This window comes from Pantoea sp. XAF26B01_ASV70 (assembly GCF_054512635.1).
The window spans coordinates 170,133-189,940 of record NZ_JBTNCJ010000003.1 but is presented as its reverse complement, the minus strand read 5'-3'; the positions used below and the strand labels follow the sequence as shown (position 1 = coordinate 189,940).

Genomic DNA, 19,808 nt, shown 5'->3' with positions numbered 1-19,808 from the left:
CGCTTGTTCGCAATATCCGGCATGCCTCTGCCGGATATCATTTTACTGTTAAAGCTTCTGAGAGTCAGCGGTAGGCCGCACTATATATTTCGCATGCGAAATCAGGCCTGTCGTTTCAGCAGGGCCTTCACTGTGTCAGTCAGGCTATAATGTTGTTTTGACCAACGTCCGCGGGAAACGCTGCCCATTACGATAGTCTCACTTTTCGGGACACTATCGTCATAATATTTGATTTCAATAATGCCTGATTCCTTCAAAGAGGCGGCAACCGAACGGATATTTGTACGGATATAACCACTTTGTTTCTCGAAGTCATCAAGATTCAGACCACTTAGGTTTTTATCAAGCCCGTCAGCAAGCGCAAACACAAGCCGCGAAGCCAGTGACCGTCTTCCGGTATCAGCTAAAGCGTTATCAAGTTCAGTGAAAGTCATTCTGGTTTCACAGCCATTTTCTTACGTACCCGGTAATGCTGGTCTTCCTCGATCGCTGCAGCTATCCAGCCCGAAGCAATATTCAGGTAGATATCCGCAGGCAGACTCTCTGAAAGTCTATCCAGATTCATTCCAGGTGACAGCTTTAAGATGAGGGACGCAAAGCCGGCCCATTCCTCATTACTCACGGGGCGCCATCCTCGTTTGAGTGTCAGGTCAAACGCGGCCAAAGCTGCCCACAAAGGAGGCTGCCTGCGTTTATTCCACTCACTCAGAGCAGTACCAGGTACAGCAAGTTCTCGCGAAATGATATTCAGATCTCGCGCATGTTCGGTCAATGTTCTGGCTGCTTCAGCTGCACTTTGATCTTCGTCTTTCGCCCATCTGTGCACGATACTCCCTCGGAACTGGGCAGATAGCTGCTGAAAAGGTGTTAATGAGTATGCTGGCATTATTCAGACCTCAGGCCTAAGAACTCTACATCGCTGGCACTCACGTATAGTTCACCCTCAGCGGTTTTAAGCCATATGAAACCAAATTCATCGGGCATCTTATGAAGCAGGACAGTCACTTCAGTACCGTTGAACTTCACTACTGGAATTAAAGGGAGTGGTACATCAGCAGCCTGATACTGGTTTTTTTTATCTCTAGAAGAAGTACTACCGGATTCAGGAGTGAGAGCTTTCGCATGCGAAACCTTAGTCGGTGCTTTACTGACATCTCGCCCCTTCAACCGATCCAGTTCCTTCTTGACCTGGGCCCGGGTCAAGGTGCTGCCAGCGTTATGCTTTTCAATCAGTCGGTCTGACGCACCTGAATCTATGTTGTCGATCTGAATCAGCGTGTAAGCAAGATCTACATCAGAGATGGATTTATTTTTCAGCAGGGCCTTTATATTTTCAGGTGCCGAGCCAATACGGATATGTTTGCTGACAAAAGCTGTAGGCTTGCCGAGTGAGCGGGCGATTTCCTCCCCTGTCATATTGAAATCTGTTTTCAGCTGTTCAAAAGCCAGCGCGGTAGCCAAAGGCTTGAGCCCCGATTGCTGCAGGTTCTCGATAAGCTGCCCCATGATGCGCTGCTTTTCATCTTTCGGCGGCCGACCGACATAAATATCAATAAATTCATCACCGCGCTTTTTCATTGAGCGGATACGAGTAGCGCCAAACCATACGCGGTACCCCTGACGGTCTTTAGGAAAACAGCGGGGTGGCGTCAGGTTACCGAACTCACTGAACGACTCAACCATGCCGGAAATGACCTCCTCATCAAAATCATCTTCCGGACGAACCTGCTCGACCTCATAAATTTCATCCGCTCTGACGCGCACGATCTGCCCCTCAGGCTCCAAACCAGGGCGGGCAATTTCTGCCCGAATCTTTGATGCTTCAGGCGTTCCAACCGGAGCAGGTGCATTACGGGCTGCTACACTTGCGGCGACTTCAGGCATGGCGCTTACAGCCGGACCTGAAGTTTTAAGCGCATTTAACTTTTTCTGAAACTTACTCGCAGCCATCAGTGAACTCCCCGTGTCAGTTCAATAATCTTTTTACTTAGTTCCTGATACTGCAGCGCAGGCTTACTTGATGGAGAATACTCTTTAATGGTCATGCCCAGTTCAATGGCTTCTTTGGCAAGATTTTTTACCCATGAGATATAAGCAAGCACCGTTTCCGGTCCATAGTTTTTCTCCTGCAGGATGTCAAAAAGACGCTGCAGGTTTTCTGTCTCTACAGCGGTCAGATAGCCATCAAGGAGAGGCTGATTGTAGTTTTGAACATTCGCTTGGGTGATATAGGTTCCCAGGTATTTAAGTTCCGGGTTGTAATTTTTACGAATACGTTGCATGTACGACAGCTGCTTTCCGACGCCAATACGTGATGATTTCTCCAGAAGAGTTGGGATCAGCAGATAATCAGCAACAAGATGAGAGGCAATCAGAAGGTTGTTATATTCTGGCGCCGAATCGATAAAAATGTAGTCGTAGTGCTTACGCAGCTCAGTGATGCGTTCCTTAAAATCGAAGATACAGTCCTGCGGACGATAGTTAATTTCATGCAGTTCGTTGGTCGAGCCGATGATGTGGCGTCCATCTGGCAGCACATGAGGATTAACTTCTGTATCAGGGAAGAATAACTGGTAGGCATTTGCTTCGCCGGGTGTGAAGGTGTTACCCAGCGGGTCTTGATCGATTGAAAGCGGCAGCGCATCGGGAAATGTCCTTTCCGTCAGCCCGGATGTGGTATCGAAATCAATCATGCAGGTCTGCATTCCCATGACCTGCAGGTTGTATGTCAGCTCATTGGTTGACTGAGATTTGACGACGCCACCTTTTTGATTTCCAACAATGATAACAATTCCTGCTTTTGCTTCCATAGCTACATCCTCAAGATTTCGCATGCGAAATAATTGTGATGGCTCGTCGCTGACTGGAGTACTTCATTGGCTGAAGGGGATAGGCTCCATTGAGTCTGGCGTTTCGCCGTAATGTCAGCCGGCTACCCGGTGACAAATTCAGTATGCCAGGCCTCAGATAAAGAATCAATAATGATTCTTTATGATAAGTATTGCATGTGAATTTTAACCAATTATACCTACTGATTCCGGCTCTAGAGCTCAATGTATCGGGAACGAAGTTTACGAGATTCATGATACCTGACATAAAAAAAAACCCTGTTCGCTTTAAAAAACAAGGGGTTTTATCAACGCATTACTTCAATCAAAAAGATAATCACGCTGAGGGCAACACGAATTGCCTTGAGTGTAGTGATTAACACTTCCATAAACGTCCTTCTTTCATTCTAGGACATTGCAAGGCGCAGCCAGCCTGGTTTCCCGCTGCGCTTTTCCGTGTTGATTTACAGTGTACAGACAACACGTTCGGTAAAGTCTGAGGAATGCGAAAAGCGATGTCATGCTTCTAACATTCCGGAAACAGGATCAGCCCGCCAGCTGGTCCTTTTTTTTGCGTCAGCTAAAGATGAGCCTGTCCACGCTGTAAGCAATTACTATATGCAGCCTTTTTAAAAAGTAATTTGACTACATGTGGACATATATTAGTAATTTATGGCCGCTTAACAAGAGCAAAAAATGATGACTTGAGGGGTTGTATTTTTGGCGAAAACGCCTAACCCGTGCCTTATAAGGCCTGGCGACATGTCAACCAGATCACACTTTTTTTTCTGATTATGATCGGGCGCGTATTTCTCATTCAATCCAAGGATTCAACAGTTCTAAACGCATTATGTCCTCAGATTTCATTATCAATTCCATTCTCTTTCCTGACTTTATCTACTGCATCGAACCTTTTCACATTAATACCGGCTCTATCATGGGCAAATCAGCGTTTTATGCCTACGACGTAAGGAAAAATGAGATGAAATTTACGCGGCTATGCGTAAGAAAGGGCACCCATATCCTCTTCAATAGACCCTTAGTGAGTTTTGACGCGACATTACGGATCTGCAGTTTCTGTAAAAGCTAAACTTACGTCTCCGGCATCCATGCATGGCTTTCACTCTGAATTTTCAGCTTATGTATCAGGCTCTATACCAGATTTCATGTTTGAGAAACGGATAGATGGCGTATCTCAAGACCACGAATATAAAATTCCTGAGATACGGACGCAGGTGAACCTCCGACACATAATCATTTTTCAGACTCAACAGAGAAAAATTATGCTTAAGAAAAATCAAGGGCCGCCTGCGCTTGCAAAAGAAATGCTGCAATTGAAGTTGCAAGAATTACGAGAGGCTGAGCATCCTGTATTGCGCAGTACCTGGCCCGTAATAGAAAGGCTAATTGCACGTCAGCATGAAATGGCACCGGTTTGGGAAGAACTTGGCAAAAAAGAAGTCACCGGTACTCGCTTATGGGTCCTAACAGAACAATGCATAATGGCTGCTGTAGAAGGCGAAAGCGGTGAACATGAGGCAATTCGTTCAGACTACAGTGAACTTCAGCTGCTGAATGACGAAATTTCTTGGATGAGTATCAGACTTGCACAACTCCTTGATGCTAGAGACACTTTGCTTAACCGAAGCGGGCATTTTCATGTCGAACGCATGCTCAGGCTGACGGATTTCATAAACGTCGCTGGAAAGGGAAACTACCTCTACTGCACAAGAATCAAGCCCGAACTGGAAAATCTGTCTCATTATGATCTGAAGTACTGGCCGGAGATGTCAGCACTGCTGCATGCTCTTGGGGAAGAAAGAACAGAAATTACGTTCCGCTATACATCCAGCGAGGCGATTGCTTTTGCCCGCCCGAGTCTACTTACAGACTTTCTACGTGATCTTTTTGACCGCATTTATGACATAAGTCATGGCAGTATGTATGGACTAAAGCCACGCTTCAAATTGTCGGATGCGTCCCTCAGCACAATCTGCAATGTGATGCTCGACCTGCCAGGTGATGAAATGATCGATGCTGAATACGTGAAAAGTGCAAGGCAGCGTCTCCGTAAACAGGGATTAAAGGGGGCATGGTAAGAGCCATAATTCTAACTATCCGGGACCTGACCAATAAGAATGCGCTTCAGTAGTATCCATCGAGAACCGCACGCCGAGCTGGCGCGTGACGTCCAGCGCAAATACCCGCGTATACCACTCGGTGGACTTCGCATCCTTGTGGCCCATCAGGGTCTGAATCACCTTCTGCGGCACCTGATGCTGCACCAGATGCATCGCAAACGTGTCCCTGAACGTTTTAGGCGTCACGGGGCGGATGGAGAACGTCACTCCGTCACGCGCAGCTGCCGCCACGGCCTGACTTATCCAGCTGCGCGCCGTGTCCTCACTCCTGATGTCCCAGAGCCGCGCACCCGCAGGCAGGCCTACCGTCGCAAACCACTCCCGTAAGCGCTGCACGAAACCCGGATCGGTAAGGGGCACCGCGCGTGGCGGGTTCTCGCGTATCTCCGCCTCAGTTTCCCGCTCCGCCTACTGCTCCTCCTTGGTAGGGCGGCCGCGCCGGCGGCTGCGGCTGCGCGCGGCCTCCTCAAGCTTCCGCTGCTTGAGGGTACGCAGCACCACAAACGGTGAACTCAGCGGGGCGCCGGTCTGCGGATCGTCCAGCACAAAATCCCCCCTTGTCAGCGGCAGAATTTCATTCAGCCGCCCGCCGGTGTTCCACAGCGCATCAATGAACAGGCGTTTGCGGAGATCGGTCACCTTTGACAGCAGCACGGCCACTTCGGGCGCCAGCAGGTAGCGGGGCATGTCGGTGCCGTAGGCGGCGGCCAGATTGCGCAGGGCCACCGCACTTTCGTAGTCAAAGTAGCGCGCGGCACCCGAAATGTTCAGATTGTGACCACTGACGTCGCTGTGTGAATTCTGCATCAGTTCGCGGGGCAAATACCCAAACTTTTAATCTCCGTCGTCTGGCGGTATGGAACGTATTTTCCCCTGTCTGTCCAGCGAAAACCACGGGAATAAATCGATCCGGAGAGGATCCGTTTGGGCTCGGTTTTCCGGCTTTTATCCCGTATGCGGAGAATAACCTGGACGGACGGAAATAAAAAGGCACGGGCCGCGGCGGATTTACGGCGCATAAAACAGGGTAAGCCACTGGTAAGAAAGCAGATTATGGAAAAACGGCCCCGACGGGATCGGACCAGGCACTCCGGGATGAATGCCTGGTCATTGAACATAAACGGACTGGCACTAACACCGGCAGTGTGTTCAGTGTACAGTGGGGCATTTACTGTCTTCCGGAAAAGTGTGCGGACAGAAACCCGTCAGTCATACCCCTGCAGAGAAATGATGAGACAAAGAGCGTTCTGTACCGGAACGGACCTGAGCAGAATGACGTCAGCTGAGTAAATTAACGATGGATCAGCCGCTATTCAGCCATTAGTTCGAATGCACAGCTAATAGTTGTCATTTATTCTCAGCGCATTCAAATGTTCAGCCTGATGAAACCGGACAGCAGAAGTGTGACAGGGAAATAAGACATATCCTGCAGAGTTAAATTACAACGCCTGTTGCATAAGTTTAACTCTTATTTTCGTTACTGAATCGCCACGGCTAATCTAGACACTTCTGAGCCGTTGATAATATTGTTTTTCATATTCTGTCGGTGACATCTGATCGTTAGAAACATGCCGACGCTTACTGTTATAAAACATTTCGATGTAATCAAAAATATCGCTGCGGGCTTCTTCCCGCGTTCCGTAGATCTTTTTCTTTATCCGCTCGCGTTTCAATAACTGGATAAAGCTTTCTGCAACCGCATTATCGTGGCAGTTACCGCGACGGCTCATGCTGCCCTCCAGGCCGTGTGATTTCAGGAACGACTGCCACTCATGGCTTATGTACTGACTGCCCTGATCAGAGTGAACCAGCATCTGTTTTTGGGGATTACGCCGCCATACAGCCATCAGCAATGCGTTCAGGACAATGTCCTTTGTCATCCGGGATTGCATTGACCAGCCGATAATTTTGCGTGAGAACAGATCAACAACCACGGCAAGATATAGCCAGCCTTCGTGGGTCCTGATATAGGTGATGTCCGTTACCCAACGCTCATCCGGTGCATCCGGATTAAACTGTCGCTGGAGCCTGTTGGGCGACACGATACGGGCCTCGCCTTTACGTGCCCGCGAGCTCCGATATCCAACCTGAGCCTTTATCCCGGCACGTTTCATCAGTCGCCAGACGCTGTTGACTCCGCACTGTTGCCCGCTGTCCCGCAGATCCAGATGGATCTTGCGATAGCCATAAACGCAACCGGACTCCAGCCAGAACTGTTTAATCTGTCCTGTCAGTCTCATGTCTGCCTGATGGCGTTGTGAATGCGGCTGCTGAAGCCAGGCGTAAAAGCCGCTGGGATGAACATCCAGCACCCGACAGAGCAGGCGAACAGGCCAGCAACGGGCGTTGTCACGGATAAAGACGTACCTCAGTCGGACAGCTTTGCGAAGTACGCCACGGTTTTTTTTAATATGTCCCGTTCGTCGGTAACCCGCTTCAGCTCTTTCTGGAGACGGCGGATCTCAGCCTGAGCATCTGACTGTTCTTTACTCGTGGACGAGTCCGAACCGTACTTCTTTATCTAGGCGTAAAGGCTGTGGGTGGTGATATCAAGACGTGTTGCAACGCTGGAAACTGAATAACCACGATCGACAACCTGTTTGACCGCTTCAATTTTAAACTCTTCGGGATAACGCTTACCGCTCATGGGCACTTCTCTTTAAGTCATCTTAAATGACTCTGAGGTGTCTGTTAAATCTGTGGCAATTCACCATTAAATGGCATCTGCCCCTATTCAGAATCGAAGGCAAATGCCATTATCGTATCAACCAATTTGCATAGTGACGGCAATGAGTAATATTACTGCTTCACAACTGTTACCGGACCATGATTATCACAATGATCGCCATGAGGGTGATGAAGATGCCCATCAACCAGATAATCAACGTGATCACCATGAGGGACGGCTTCATGACCGCAACCCGGCCCATGCACATGGCCCGGTTCGTGACCGCTGCAATGGTGATCCGGAGTACACTGGTCTGGGTTAGTCGCATCAACCGGTAAAACATGTTCATCGACATGATCACCATGAGGGTGATGGAGATGCCCATCATGCAAATAATCAGTATGGTCACCATGTTTTATAGCAGTATGGCCACAACCAGTGCCATGTTTATGATCGTGATGTAAATGATGTTTTTCATTGCAAGTAGACATGGACTACTCCTGAATAGTTAATGGTCTTCATTAATGTGTTCGCATGCGTTGCGAATAATATCGGCGACGTGACTATCTGCGAGGCGATACATCATTTTTCGGCCCTCACGTCGGCGTATCACTAAACGGTGATAGAGCAGATCTTTTAGCCGCGCAGAAACATTCACCATTTTCTCACCCGACAACTCGGTGAGTTCAGTTACGCTTTTTTCTCCATCTTCCAACAGTATTACTAGCTGAAGACGCCCTTCATCTGATAGCGCATGGAAAAATTCAGATACTTTGCTCAAGTTAATGTGCATTATTTAACTCTAACATTCTATTAATTTATAGAATAACAGTCTTTTTGAGCTATGCAACATTTCATTTTGCTTTGGAAGCAATAAGATTTGAATTTATGACGTTGTTTGGGAGTGTTTCACGCCCGTGCGATTGATCAAATTAATTTGATATTTCAGTCGGTTGCTACAGTTTGAAGGAGCGGCCATTCCCTGCCGGCTCTTTAACTAACGCGGCAGGCGTTGAACTGCCATGCATTAACTTGGGAATGTTGCGGTAACATTTGTCGCCAAAGGCCTTTATTACAATTATGTAGTCAACTCACCGCGAAGAGGCCGTTACGCTTCTTCATACAATGTACTGATTGGCGGCGCGATGATCACAGTTATTAATCTGTTGCCTGATTTCTAACGCAACATCCCTGGACCAAAGTGCAAAGATCGAATGCCAAAGACGTTAACCTTCGTCATGAGGCAGCTTCATCTGACCACACATGAGTTAGCTATTATTCAGTTTAAAAAAGCAGAAAATGCTCGCTGAATCAAAGGAGTTAGACCGTTTTCTTTCATAGGTATATCACGCGGACAGAGGGCCTATGATTTTGCCCTGTCGATAATCACATCTGGGAACGTAACTGGCAACAAAACGGGCAATTACACCCGGATACAGGTACCAGACGTGTAAAACCTTTGGCAACCGTTTCTGAAGGTATCGAATGGGCATCATAGCTGCTGGTATCCGCGTTAACCTGCAGGGCGGATGGAGCAGACGAAGACGTAACAAAAGCAGCTACATGGAAAGACGTTACTAGCAGCGAAGCACCAATGATTGCAAAGATTTTCATTTCAATTCCCTCACGGTTTATGAATTCCCACACTAAACCTCAGATATTAAAATTTCTATGCGTACACATCAGGAAAATTTGTAGCCATTTATGTCAACGCATATAACAAGGAAGGACGCTGTCTTCTGCCATATTACAACGAGCCAGCCTGCGATATCTAAAGTGAAAAGGGCTGCAAGTTACAAACTATAGAAGCAGGTGACATGAGTAGCGATAATTAATGGCGGGGGAATAACCCCCGCGATCATTTAGCTCTTCGAGCTTATCAGAAATCTGCTCACAGATTGCAACTTCTCAACTGTCTCTTCAAGCTCCCGCTCCGGGGTAGACTGGTCGATAATGCCCGCACCAGCCTGCAGTGTTACACCGTTATCGTTTTTAAACAGCGAGCGCAGCACTAAAGCCGCATCCAGTTCGCCTCCACTGTTAAACATGAAGACGCTGCCGCTGTATGCGGCACGCTTCATGGGTTCCAACCGCTTAATCGCCTCAATAGCCGGGCGCTTGGGAATACCTGAAGCGGTCACCGCTGGGAACAGCACCGCAAACGCATCCCACGCACTGAATTCCTTCGCGAGTTTTCCGGTTACCCGTGATGCCAGATGCTGTACGCTGCCGCGTTGTGCGATGCTCATGAAATCACTGATCTGGGTAGATTTTGCGACACATACCGGTAGTAACTCTTCGACTGCCAGTTTGACCGACACCGCATGCTCTGCAACTTCTTTGGTATTGCTGATTAACGCCTCACGCAATCGCTGATTTTGCTGAACATCTGCTGTTAACGCACGCGTACCGGCCAATGGCTGGGTAGAGACCATACCGGAAGCGGAGACTTCGACCACCGTTTCAGGACTGAAGCCGATAAAATGATGATCATCGATTTTCACGATGTAAGAACGTGCTGGGGTGTTGTTTGTGCGTCCAAGATGGTAACTGGCCAGCATGTCTACAGGTTCTTTAAGCATGACATGACGCGAGAGGATGACCTTCTGATAATGGCCTTGCTTAATTTCGTTCACTGCCTCGGCTACGCGATGGCAGTAGGCGTGAGCATCGTGTTCGCGAATTGTGCTGGCGATAGCGTCCTGCCACACATCATCCGGTGCAGGGATATTGACGCTGCGATCGGCCTGCTGAATTCGCGTAGTAAATCTTTCCAGATCCTCTTCACTTATCGTAATAAACTTGGCGCTATGCTCAGAAAGGGCAATCTGCACTTGCGGCACAATCAGCGTCATCAGCGGAGACGTCTTATCCAAATCTGCCGGAGAAACATCATAAATCAGGCGCGCTAGCTCAAAATGGCTGATACCAAATGTCTGCCAGTGGCTGAAGGGCAGCGCATCGAGCGCACTCTGCAGATTTTCCCGCCAAGGCGCATTCTGAAAGGTTTGCCGCTGCCCGTCAGGCAATATTAGCTCCGCATAATGGGTAAAAAGCCTGATTTGCGCCTTAATGCCGATGCCAACGTGCCAGCAGCCCTGGCGTTCATAAACGATATGGCTTTCAGGTTCGTCCTGCATCAGGTGATAAAGTACATCCAGGGGGGGATGCCGCAAGGATATTGAGCGGCTGGAGTGCGCCTTCTCTTGCGCCTGTTGTGCCAGAGTAGCCAAGCGGCGTTTATCAATTTTTCCTACAGCGGTGTGTGGCCAGCTTGTGATAGGTAAAAGTTGGTCGGGTAATTTGTAATCACTCAATCCCTTCTGCTGTAAAAAGGTGCGCAATTCGCCCAGTTCCAGCGCCGCCTCACCTTGATAACAGGCACAGATGCGTTCACCGAGCCGTTCATCGCTTACGCCCACCACAATAGCGCTCACGACGCTTGGGTGGAGAGCAATTAGAGATTCAATCTCTGTACAGCCAATTTTCTCTCCGGCGCGATTTATTTGTTCTTTGATTCGCCCCTCGACTATCACATTGCCGCCTTCAGTCAGGCGAACAATATCCCCCGATCGATAGAATTTATCAAGCGTGAAGGCCAGCAGGTTTTGCGCTTCGGCGCGATAGTAGCCGCCAATCGTGTATGGACCGCGGGTAAGCAGTTCACCCGGTTCGCCTTCCGCCACCGCAGCGCCATTTGCGTCAACCACACGGATTTGATCTGCATCGGAGATGGGACGGCCTTGGGTGTGAAGAATAACCTCCTCACTGTCATCCAGTCTGGTACAGCAAATCAGCCCTTCGGCCATACCAAACACCTGCTGTAACTGGCAGCCAAATGCGGGCTTCACTTTTTCTGCCAGCGTGCTTTCCAGTCGTGCGCCTCCTACCTGAATAAACTGCAAACTGGATAAATCGCTTTCATCCCACTTCCGACACTCCAGCCAGAGATTCATTAATGGCGGGACGAGGGCGGTGAAGGTAACGCGTTCCTGTTCAATCAACGGGAAGATCTCATCGCAGCTTGCCGTCTGCGCCAGTACAACTTTACCGCCCGAAAGCAGCGTTCCCAACACGCCCGGACAGGAGAGGGTAAAGTTATGTGCGACGGCAAGCGTAGCGAGATAGACACTCTCCCCAGTGAGCTGACAAAGGCCCGCCAGCGTACGCGCATTGTAAAAGTAGTCGGCGTGCGTGCGCGGTATGAGTTTGGGCGTGCCGGTGCTGCCGCCCGAGAGCAGCAGCAGGGCAATATCTTCGGCGTGCGGGGCAGGAAAACGTTGCGCTGGTTGCTGAAATTCCGCGAACGGAGTGTCGCTGTCGTCTGCCGTGTTCACTGACCAGCGTTGGATAGTCGGGTGGTTGACCGACATTCGCTGCGCGATGGTATGAAAATCATGCCCGAGATAATGCGCGGGATAGACCCAGGCTTTAGGCTGGGCCAGCGTACAAAGCGCATCAATATCCGCCCCTTTCTGTGCAGGCATCGCCAGAATCGGGCACGCGCCCAGGCGAAATAACGCAAACAGCGCGGCGACCAGGCCGGTACAGTTGGGAAGTTGTAGCAGGACATTGTCCCCAGCCTGAATGCCTCGCGCGTTAAATCCTGCCGCCAGACGATCCGCCAGTGTATCGAGTTCATCGTAACGAAGGCTCTGCTGCCCGGAAACCAGCGCGATACGGTTTGGCTGCTGCCGCGCCCAAAGGCGTAGTTGCTCTCCCAGCGGCACATTCGTCCAGTAACCCTGCTGGCGGTAATATTGACGTTCAGTTTCACTCCACGCCCCGTAAACCTCAGATTCATTCATATTTTTTTCCTTGATGAAGGACAGACTCTCACTGCATAACAATGCGCGCGATAAGCTCTTATTGAGAATGGTAATCAATAGTGGCATGTTGAATGTTATGATATAACATATCAAACATTGATTTCTGAAATGACTTATTACGGGTTGCCGTTAAGGGATTGGTAGAAAAATGCATCGCGGTTTGACAAGAAGGTCGCTGGTTAAGGCGATAGGGATAGGGATTGGGACGGGTATGGCGCTGACTCACACCCTGTTACCGCAGGCGCTGGCGGCAGAAGTAAAACCGGCGAAGGGGGGGACATTACGCGCTGCGTTTGCGGGTTCCAGTAATGATTCGACCAATGTTTTGCGCGCCATATTCAGTACGATTGATTACGTCAGAGCGAGGCTAATATGGGACTCTCTCGCAGAGGTTGAAAATAACCGTATTGTCTGGCGGCTGATGGAGTCGGCGGAACCCAACAGTGACGCCACCCGCTGGGTGATCAAAATCCGCCACGGCGTAACCTTCAGCGACGGACGCAAACTCACTGCCCGTGATGTGATGTTCAGCCTGAAAACCTGGCGAGGTCAACCCGGTAGTCAGAGTGGCTGGTTAAAACCGCTTGATCTCGCCGCGTCACGCATTGACGACCCCTGGACACTGACGCTGCAACTGAGTCACCCGGTCGGTTCGTTTGATTTGCTGCTTGCGCAATCCCTCTTTATTTTTCCGGAAAACACGCAGGACTTTTCTGCCGCGCCTGGCAGCGGTCCTTTTGTACTCAAGGACTGGTCCTCAGAACACAGCACGCTGGAGGCGCGCAAAGATTACTGGGATGCTGACAACGGTGGCCCGTATCTGGATGAGATCCAGCTTTACGCCATCAGTGATACGGCGGCCCGTCTCAATGGCCTTAAAGCAGGGCAGTTCGATTATGTTGGCGGGATGTCATTGCTCACCGCCCGCACCGAGCAGACTAATCCGGCACTGAAACTCTGGCACTCGGATAAGAGTGAAATGAGCCACCTTGCTTTCAGCATGAATCTCACTAAGGCGCCCTTCAATAAGCCTGAAGTGGTTGAGGCGCTAAAATATGCTATTGACCGCGAAGCAATGGTGCGTGCGGTAACCATGGGTAGAGGCGAAGTCGCCAATGATGCGTTAGGCGCAGGGCAACTCTGGTACGCGGCGGATCTTCCCAAGCGCCATTACGATCCCGAACGTGCCCGCTCACTGCTGCAAAAAGTGGGAATGCCTGCTGTAAAGGCGGCAATTCGTACCAGTCATTACGAATATGGCCCGGCAGAGAGTGCCACGCTGTTACTGCGACAGGCCGCGAAAGCAGGGCTAAACCTGCATCTTGATTCGGTCCCAGCCGCTGATTACTACAGTGACTTCAACCTGTTGCTCAATACGCCGTTGCAAACCAACCTCTACCATGCCATGCCGCTACCGGTAGCACTGCCCTTCTATTATGGCTCAGGCGCGTCATGGCCCTTCACCGGCCCGGCGACGCCAGAACTCGATAAGCTGATGAATGCAATGCAGGCCGCCCGCGGTGATGCATTGCGTCAGCGAGTTGGAGATGTGCAGCACTATCTCTGGCAGCAAGGGGGCGATGCGATATTTGCGCGAATGCCGTCAGTGGCGGCTTCAGCACCACAGGTTGCGGGCGTTAAAGCCGCAGGCTTCTTCGATTATCCCTTGCTGCGTGATGCATGGTTACGTCCGGCCTGATCGTCTCAGCCGTGCTACGGCGAACCGCCCAGGCAATTTTCACTCTTTGGCTGGTTTCGATCATGATTTTCAGTGCGATGTCGCTGGTAAAAGGAGATGCCGCCACCCAGCGTCTTGCGGGAGCGGGCAGTCGCGAGCAGGTTAACAGCCTTCGCATACAACTTGGACTCAACCAGCCTCTGCCTGTGCGTTACTGGCGCTGGATAGAGGGAGTGGTGCAGGGGGATCTTGGCGTCAGTTTTGTTAGCGGGCGTGCCGTTAGCGCGCTGATTATCGATCGCGGTCGCTACTCTCTCGCATTGGGGATAAGCGCCAGCCTTCTGCTGATCGCCCTGGCAAGCGCGGCGGGGTTCATTTGCGGGCTACGTCCGGGCAGCGTGGCTGACAGGGTCATCAGCCTTATCACGCTCTGCCTTGTCGCCCTGCCAGAATTCGTCACGGGTACGCTGCTGGTGGTGTTGTTTGCGCTCAGCCTACACTGGTTACCCGCGCTGTCGTTAATCACGCCTGAACGATCGCTCTGGACACAGTGGCCGCTGTTCGTGCTGCCCGTTATCACCTTAATCACGGTCTGTCTGGCGCAGAACATCAAGTTAATCCGTCTGAGCGTCATCCGCGCGGCGCACTCGCCCGCGTGTGAATGCGCGCGCTTCAATGGCATTGCCGAACGACAAGTGGTGCTCCACTGGATCCTGCCTGCGGTGGTCAGCCAGTGTGTCCCTACGCTTGCGCGCTATGTTACCTATCTGTTCGGCGGCGCACTGATTGCCGAAACTCTATTTGGCTGGCCGGGGCTGGCGGCAGCTTTGCTCAACGCCACGCTTTCCAGAGACACGCCGGTAGTGATGGGGATTGCGATGACACTTTGCGCCCTGACGGTGCTGTTTAATTTACTGGCAGATTGCCTGACAACCCTGCTAAATCCGGCTGCGCGCCGTAAGGGCAGCTAATGTCTGAAAAAAACGTTTTCTGCCTGACGCTGTTTTTGTTAATGGTGATTGTCACGCTTATCGGCCCCTGGCTGGCACCTTGGGCGACTGATGAAATACGCGATATGCCATTTGCGCCGCCCGCCGATACCTTACTGATGGGCAGCGATTATCTGGGTGCCGATGTGCTGAGCCGGGTACTAAGCGGGGGGCAGCAGCTACTTATCTTCGCTGTACTGAGTGTCGCGTTGGCCTGGCTTACGGGCGGAATGGCAGGCATGGTAGCCGCCATTGAAGGACGCTGGCTGGATCGAGCCCTGCTCACGGTGGCTGATGTTCTGCTTAGCATACCGGGATTGCTACTTCTCACGCTGGTAGTGACCGTCAGTGGCAGGGGCTATTCCGCCGCCGCGCTTGCCGCGTTGCTGGTGATGTTTCCAGATATTTTTCGTCTGGTACGAGCCGCGACACTTCATCAGCTGCAGCAGGATTATGTGGAGATGGCCCGACTGCGAGGAGAATCGCTCAGAGCTATTCTGTTCCGGGAGATAGCACCGAACTTGTTGCCCTTGCTCAGCGCAGATCTCGGTATTCGTCTGCTTACCGCGCTGTTTATTCTTGCCAGCGCCAGCTTTCTAGGCCTCGGGGCGATGCCGCCGCAGGCCGACTGGGGCCTGATGATCACCGAAAACCGGCAGGGGTTGACGCTACAGCCCTGGGCCACGCTGGCACCCATCATCGCTATATTGCTTTTACTCATCCCGTTAAACTTGAGCCTAGACTCGCTGTTTATCCCTGCACGCAGGCACCAGCAACCTACACAAAAAAGCGCAGCTAATGCGTCAGGAAACATAACTGGACTGCTCGAAATAGCACAATTGCATGTGGAGATTCCTGAGCGGACTTTGCTGAAAAACGTCTCGTTGAACCTGAGGGCAGGGGAGATAGTTGCGCTAACCGGCCTATCCGGCAGCGGGAAGAGCACGCTATTGCGGGCCGCTCTCGGACGACTCCCTGATACGCTGAAGTCGCAACGTGGTGACGTCTGGCTGTCCGGCCAGCCGCTTTTCTCTCTCTCTGACGTGGCGCTTCGCAAATTGCGTGCCCAGCAGATTGGTTTTGTGCCGCAGGACCCACGCCAGAGTCTGGTAGCTTCGCAAACCGTGGCAACTTACTTCACGCTGATGGCAGCGCGGCGTGGCCTTTCAGCAAAGCAGCGAGACGAACAAATCGCCGCACACTTCCGGGAACTGGGTCTGCCGGATGATAAAGCGTTTCTGCAACGCTATCCGCACCAGCTTTCTGGCGGGCAGCGCCAGCGCGTAATGGTGGTGGCGGCCATGCTGGGTTATCCCCCTATGATGGTAATGGATGAACCAACCAGCGCACTGGACAGCCTCACTACCCAGATGCTGATGAACTGGGTGGTGGAGAAAGCTCGAGCGCATCACCAGTGCGTGTGGTTTGTTGCCCACGATCTTCCGCAGGCCACAAAGATCGCCGACCGTATTCAGGTCATGGCGCAGGGCGAGTTGGTTGAGCAGCAGGCAACTACCGATTTCTTACGGGCGCCGCAAAGCATTGATGGAAAGAGATTGATGGCAGCATGGCAACCCGGCGTTATTTCTCATCAGAAAGGGAGCCATCAACCACCGCTCCTTAAGGCAAGTGCCATCTGTGCGCATTATGCCGGACGACAGGTACTGGATGGGGTACATATTACCCTTCGCGCGGGTGAGACGCTGACGGTCGCCGGGCGTTCCGGATGCGGCAAAACCACGTTGTTACGCACCATCATGGGATTACATTCCCGCGTGAGCGGCGAAATAACATTTCGCAGTGAGGCGTTGCCACTATCGCTCGACCAGCGTACAGCCCTGCAAAAAAAACGTCTGCAGTACGTGGCGCAGAATCCCGCCAGCTCATTAAATCCTTTCTATCCGGTGCGATCGATACTGGGCCGTACGCTGCACCTCAGCGCCCCGCGACTTGATAAAATCGAACGTGAAACACGCATTCGTGACGTTCTGCACCAGGTCGGTCTGCCCCCGTCGCTTCTGGGGCAGCGTTCGGCAACGCTGTCCGGCGGACAGCTGCAACGGATTGCGCTGGCGTGCGCGTTAATAGCCCGCCCCGAGGTGTTATTGTGCGACGAAGTGACCAGTGCCATTGACGGCCCGACCCGACTGGAACTCATCGCACTGTTACAACAGATACAGCAACAGCAAGGCATTGCATTACTTATGGTGACTCATGATTTGACACTGCCTGCACAAACAGGCGGCAAACTGTTGGTGCTGGAAAACGGGTGCATTGCGGAGTATGGCGATGTCGCCGCACTACTTTCACATCCTGCACATCCCCTGACACAACAGCTACGGGATGCCACACAAATCACCACAGGTGGAGAGAAATGACCTCACCCTGGTTGCGCACGTTGACAACCGACGCTTGCTCAAAGTACCAACTTTTTTGTCTGCCGCACGCCGGCGGTAACGCTGCGCTTTACCGTGGCTGGCGCGAGCAGTTGCCGCCGGAGGTAACGTTGAATCTGGTCTGCTATCCGGGCCGACTTGACCGTCTGCATCACCCCATTCCAGACACACTTCCTGAACTGGTGAACGCATTGGTTCAGGCTGTCTCCCCTCAACTTAGCGAGCGCTGTGCTATCTTCGGACACAGTATGGGGGCCGTCGTCGCGCATGAACTGGTGCTGGCATTGCAGCGAAAAGGGCTGCCCGCCCCGCAGTTGCTGGCCGTTTCCGCGCGCGAAGCACCGCAGTTTCATCAGCCCGGTACGCTTCACCAGCAACAGGATCAGGCGCTGTGTGATGAGTTGTTGCGTCTGGAGGGCACCGATCCAGCGCTACTCGCCATGGCGGAGATGCGGGAGATTATACTGCCGACGATGCGCGCGGATTATCGATTAATAGAGACGTGGCAACTGAGTTCAGAAAAACCACTGAGCTGCCCGATTGCCGCATTTGTCGGTCATCGCGACCCGGAACTTTCTCTCTCACAGGCACAGGGCTGGTCTGACTGGACCACGGCTTCGTGTACCCTGGACGTGTTTGAAGGGGGACATTTCTATTTTAGCGGTCATCAGCAAGCGGTTATTGACCGCCTGCTGATGCGCTGGCGTGCGTGTCAGACGGACGAATAAGGTTGCTCGCGGATTAACCAGAGAGCGGCCACGCCGGAGAGCGCACTGGCAAGGGCGGCCACACGAAATAGCATGTTCAGGGCATCGCCCCATGCCTGGCGGGCGTGTTGCAGAAGTTCCGGCGCGGCGTTAAGCCCGTCAAATTGCGCGCTACTGACCGCGTGTAACACTTCTTGAGGTCGTGCTATCCCTGCATCAGACAACAGTGAGAGCGGCAGCGCCTGTTGCACGACATAGTTGAGCAGTAAACCAAAGAAAGCGATACCGACCGCCGTACCCAGCGGAAAAAAGGTGTTTGCCGTTCCTGAAGCGGTACCCGCCTGTGAAGCAGGCACCACGCTGACGGCCAGATTCATCAGATGCGGTAGCGTTAGTCCTGCACCCACACCCAGCATTAACAGCATTGGCATCAGAACCAGCCAACTACTGTCACTCTGCACATGGCTGCTAATCATAAGACCAGCCGCCACAATAAACATGCCTGCCGCCAGCAAGATACGCACCGGGATCACCCTAGCCAGTGAGCCACTGACGCCGGCGGCGACCACCATTGTCAACGACTGTGCCAGTAAAATCAGACCAATATGCCAGGCGGAATAGTGCAACATCCCGCTCAGCCACAAGGTGATAAACGGTAATAAACCAAAGCTGAAAATCCGACCGGCGAAACTTAACAAAATGGCACCGATAAATGTCGGAAGGGCAAACAGGTTCAGATTCAATAATGCTCGCTTACCGCGTCGTTTCTCAGTCCAGAAAAACAGCAGTGCTGTGACCCCACCCACCACCAGCGCATGAAGCGCATCCTGACCGTCATCGGTTAAATTCAGCGCCCCATAGTTAAGACTAAACAGGCTCACTGTGATCAGCACTGCCCCGAGAATATCCAACGGGAACGCGGGTTTTGCAAACGGTTTTTCAATAACATGGCGTAACGTAAAGAAAATAATCAGTAAGCCAACAGGAACATTAATGGCAAACAACCACGGCCAGCTTGCCCACTGAATAAACAGCCCACCGATTAACGGGCCGGTTGCTGCGGATATTGCGCCGCCTGCGGCAAACAGACCAACCGCGCTGGCACGCACTTGAGGCGACTCACCTTCGCAGGCACTGGCAATCAGCGCCAGCGCCGTACCCAGCACCATCGCCCCTCCAATCCCCTGGATTACACGCGCTACAATCAACACATCAACCGAAGGGGCCAGAGCACAGGCCAAGGAGGCCAGTACAAACAGCCCATTGCCACAAAGGAAAATAGTGCGTCTGCCAAGCCGGTCTGAAATCGCACCTGCCAGCAGAAGTAAGGCGGCAAAGCTCAAGGTATAGCCATTAATTACCCATTGCAGATGCGCAAGGTCAGTGCGCAAATCCATCCCTATCTGCGGCAAGGCAATATTCACCGCCGTGATATCCAACGTCATAATGGCTGCACTGAGTGCCGCAACCCATGTGGTCCACTGGCGATTTTTACTGCTTACCGTATCCGAAAGTATACTTTGTTTCATTAACCTGTGTCCTCATTTCTCCGTTCCATGTGACTAACAATTG

15 protein-coding genes and 1 pseudogene are annotated in these 19,808 nt (G+C 51.8%); 5 read left to right on the top strand and 11 right to left on the bottom strand.

What is annotated here, in order from left to right:
* Nucleotides 1–101 precede the first annotated feature (101 nt).
* Genes ACX8ZY_RS23145 through ACX8ZY_RS23130 form a run of 4 tightly spaced genes read right to left on the bottom strand, consistent with a single transcriptional unit; the run spans nt 102 to nt 2,810 of the window.
* On the bottom strand, nt 102–434 hold the full coding sequence (locus tag ACX8ZY_RS23145; protein ID WP_346530160.1) for a hypothetical protein: 333 nt from the start codon (nt 432–434) through the stop codon (nt 102–104).
* Complete coding sequence (locus tag ACX8ZY_RS23140) at nt 431–886, bottom strand: hypothetical protein (protein ID WP_346530162.1); 456 nt, start codon at nt 884–886, stop codon at nt 431–433. Before ACX8ZY_RS23140 ends, ACX8ZY_RS23145 begins: the two co-directional genes overlap by 4 nt.
* Complete coding sequence (locus tag ACX8ZY_RS23135; protein ID WP_459261399.1) at nt 886–1,950, bottom strand: ParB/RepB/Spo0J family partition protein; 1,065 nt, start codon at nt 1,948–1,950, stop codon at nt 886–888. Before ACX8ZY_RS23135 ends, ACX8ZY_RS23140 begins: the two co-directional genes overlap by 1 nt.
* The gene (locus tag ACX8ZY_RS23130) at nt 1,950–2,810 is read right to left on the bottom strand and encodes a ParA family protein (RefSeq protein ID WP_346530166.1); all 861 of its coding nucleotides are present in this window, start codon (nt 2,808–2,810) and stop codon (nt 1,950–1,952) included. Before ACX8ZY_RS23130 ends, ACX8ZY_RS23135 begins: the two co-directional genes overlap by 1 nt.
* Nucleotides 2,811–4,111: 1,301 nt before the next feature.
* Between ACX8ZY_RS23130 and ACX8ZY_RS23125 the strand changes: the two genes are divergently transcribed.
* Nucleotides 4,112–4,927, top strand: coding sequence for a hypothetical protein (locus tag ACX8ZY_RS23125; protein ID WP_346530169.1), 816 nt, complete (start codon nt 4,112–4,114; stop codon nt 4,925–4,927).
* A gap of 15 nt (nt 4,928–4,942) precedes the next feature.
* Here the strand turns inward: ACX8ZY_RS23125 and ACX8ZY_RS23120 are convergent, their stop codons facing one another.
* The 6 genes and pseudogenes from ACX8ZY_RS23120 to ACX8ZY_RS23095 all read right to left on the bottom strand — a co-directional run bounded on the left by ACX8ZY_RS23120 (nt 4,943) and on the right by ACX8ZY_RS23095 (nt 12,445).
* Entirely contained in the window at nt 4,943–5,176 is a 234-nt protein-coding gene (locus ACX8ZY_RS23120) for a tyrosine-type recombinase/integrase (protein ID WP_459261469.1), read from the bottom strand.
* Nucleotides 5,177–5,377: 201 nt separating this feature from the next.
* Nucleotides 5,378–5,776: a site-specific integrase gene (locus ACX8ZY_RS23115; RefSeq protein WP_428984803.1), complete on the bottom strand. Its 399-nt coding sequence runs from the start codon at nt 5,774–5,776 to the stop codon at nt 5,378–5,380.
* A 692-nt stretch (nt 5,777–6,468) separates the two neighbouring features.
* Nucleotides 6,469–7,616, bottom strand: a pseudogene (locus tag ACX8ZY_RS23110) (IS3 family transposase).
* Nucleotides 7,617–7,768: 152 nt separating this feature from the next.
* The gene (locus ACX8ZY_RS23105; protein WP_346530171.1) at nt 7,769–8,128 is read right to left on the bottom strand and encodes a hypothetical protein; all 360 of its coding nucleotides are present in this window, start codon (nt 8,126–8,128) and stop codon (nt 7,769–7,771) included.
* Between the two features lie 17 nt (nt 8,129–8,145).
* The gene (locus tag ACX8ZY_RS23100; RefSeq protein ID WP_346530173.1) at nt 8,146–8,418 is read right to left on the bottom strand and encodes an ArsR/SmtB family transcription factor; all 273 of its coding nucleotides are present in this window, start codon (nt 8,416–8,418) and stop codon (nt 8,146–8,148) included.
* Between the two features lie 1,081 nt (nt 8,419–9,499).
* Nucleotides 9,500–12,445, bottom strand: coding sequence for a salicylate synthase (locus ACX8ZY_RS23095; protein ID WP_459261395.1), 2,946 nt, complete (start codon nt 12,443–12,445; stop codon nt 9,500–9,502).
* 232 nt (nt 12,446–12,677) lie between these two features.
* Between ACX8ZY_RS23095 and ACX8ZY_RS23090 the strand changes: the two genes are divergently transcribed.
* The 4 genes from ACX8ZY_RS23090 to ACX8ZY_RS23075 are packed head-to-tail and all read left to right on the top strand — an operon-like array spanning nt 12,678 to nt 18,257.
* Nucleotides 12,678–14,165 carry an ABC transporter substrate-binding protein gene (locus ACX8ZY_RS23090; RefSeq protein WP_346530176.1) on the top strand — a complete coding sequence of 496 codons (1,488 nt, stop codon included), beginning with the start codon at nt 12,678–12,680 and terminating at the stop codon, nt 14,163–14,165.
* Complete coding sequence (locus ACX8ZY_RS23085) at nt 14,147–15,115, top strand: ABC transporter permease (RefSeq protein ID WP_346530178.1); 969 nt, start codon at nt 14,147–14,149, stop codon at nt 15,113–15,115. Before ACX8ZY_RS23090 ends, ACX8ZY_RS23085 begins: the two co-directional genes overlap by 19 nt.
* Nucleotides 15,115–17,511 carry an ABC transporter ATP-binding protein/permease gene (locus ACX8ZY_RS23080; protein WP_346530181.1) on the top strand — a complete coding sequence of 799 codons (2,397 nt, stop codon included), beginning with the start codon at nt 15,115–15,117 and terminating at the stop codon, nt 17,509–17,511. Before ACX8ZY_RS23085 ends, ACX8ZY_RS23080 begins: the two co-directional genes overlap by 1 nt.
* The gene (locus ACX8ZY_RS23075) at nt 17,508–18,257 is read left to right on the top strand and encodes a thioesterase II family protein (protein ID WP_346530183.1); all 750 of its coding nucleotides are present in this window, start codon (nt 17,508–17,510) and stop codon (nt 18,255–18,257) included. The genes ACX8ZY_RS23080 and ACX8ZY_RS23075 overlap by 4 nt, the downstream gene beginning before the upstream one ends.
* Here the strand turns inward: ACX8ZY_RS23075 and ACX8ZY_RS23070 are convergent.
* The gene (locus ACX8ZY_RS23070) at nt 18,242–19,765 is read right to left on the bottom strand and encodes an MFS transporter (protein ID WP_346530186.1); all 1,524 of its coding nucleotides are present in this window, start codon (nt 19,763–19,765) and stop codon (nt 18,242–18,244) included. The genes ACX8ZY_RS23075 and ACX8ZY_RS23070 overlap by 16 nt on opposite strands.
* Nucleotides 19,766–19,808: the final 43 nt, after the last annotated feature.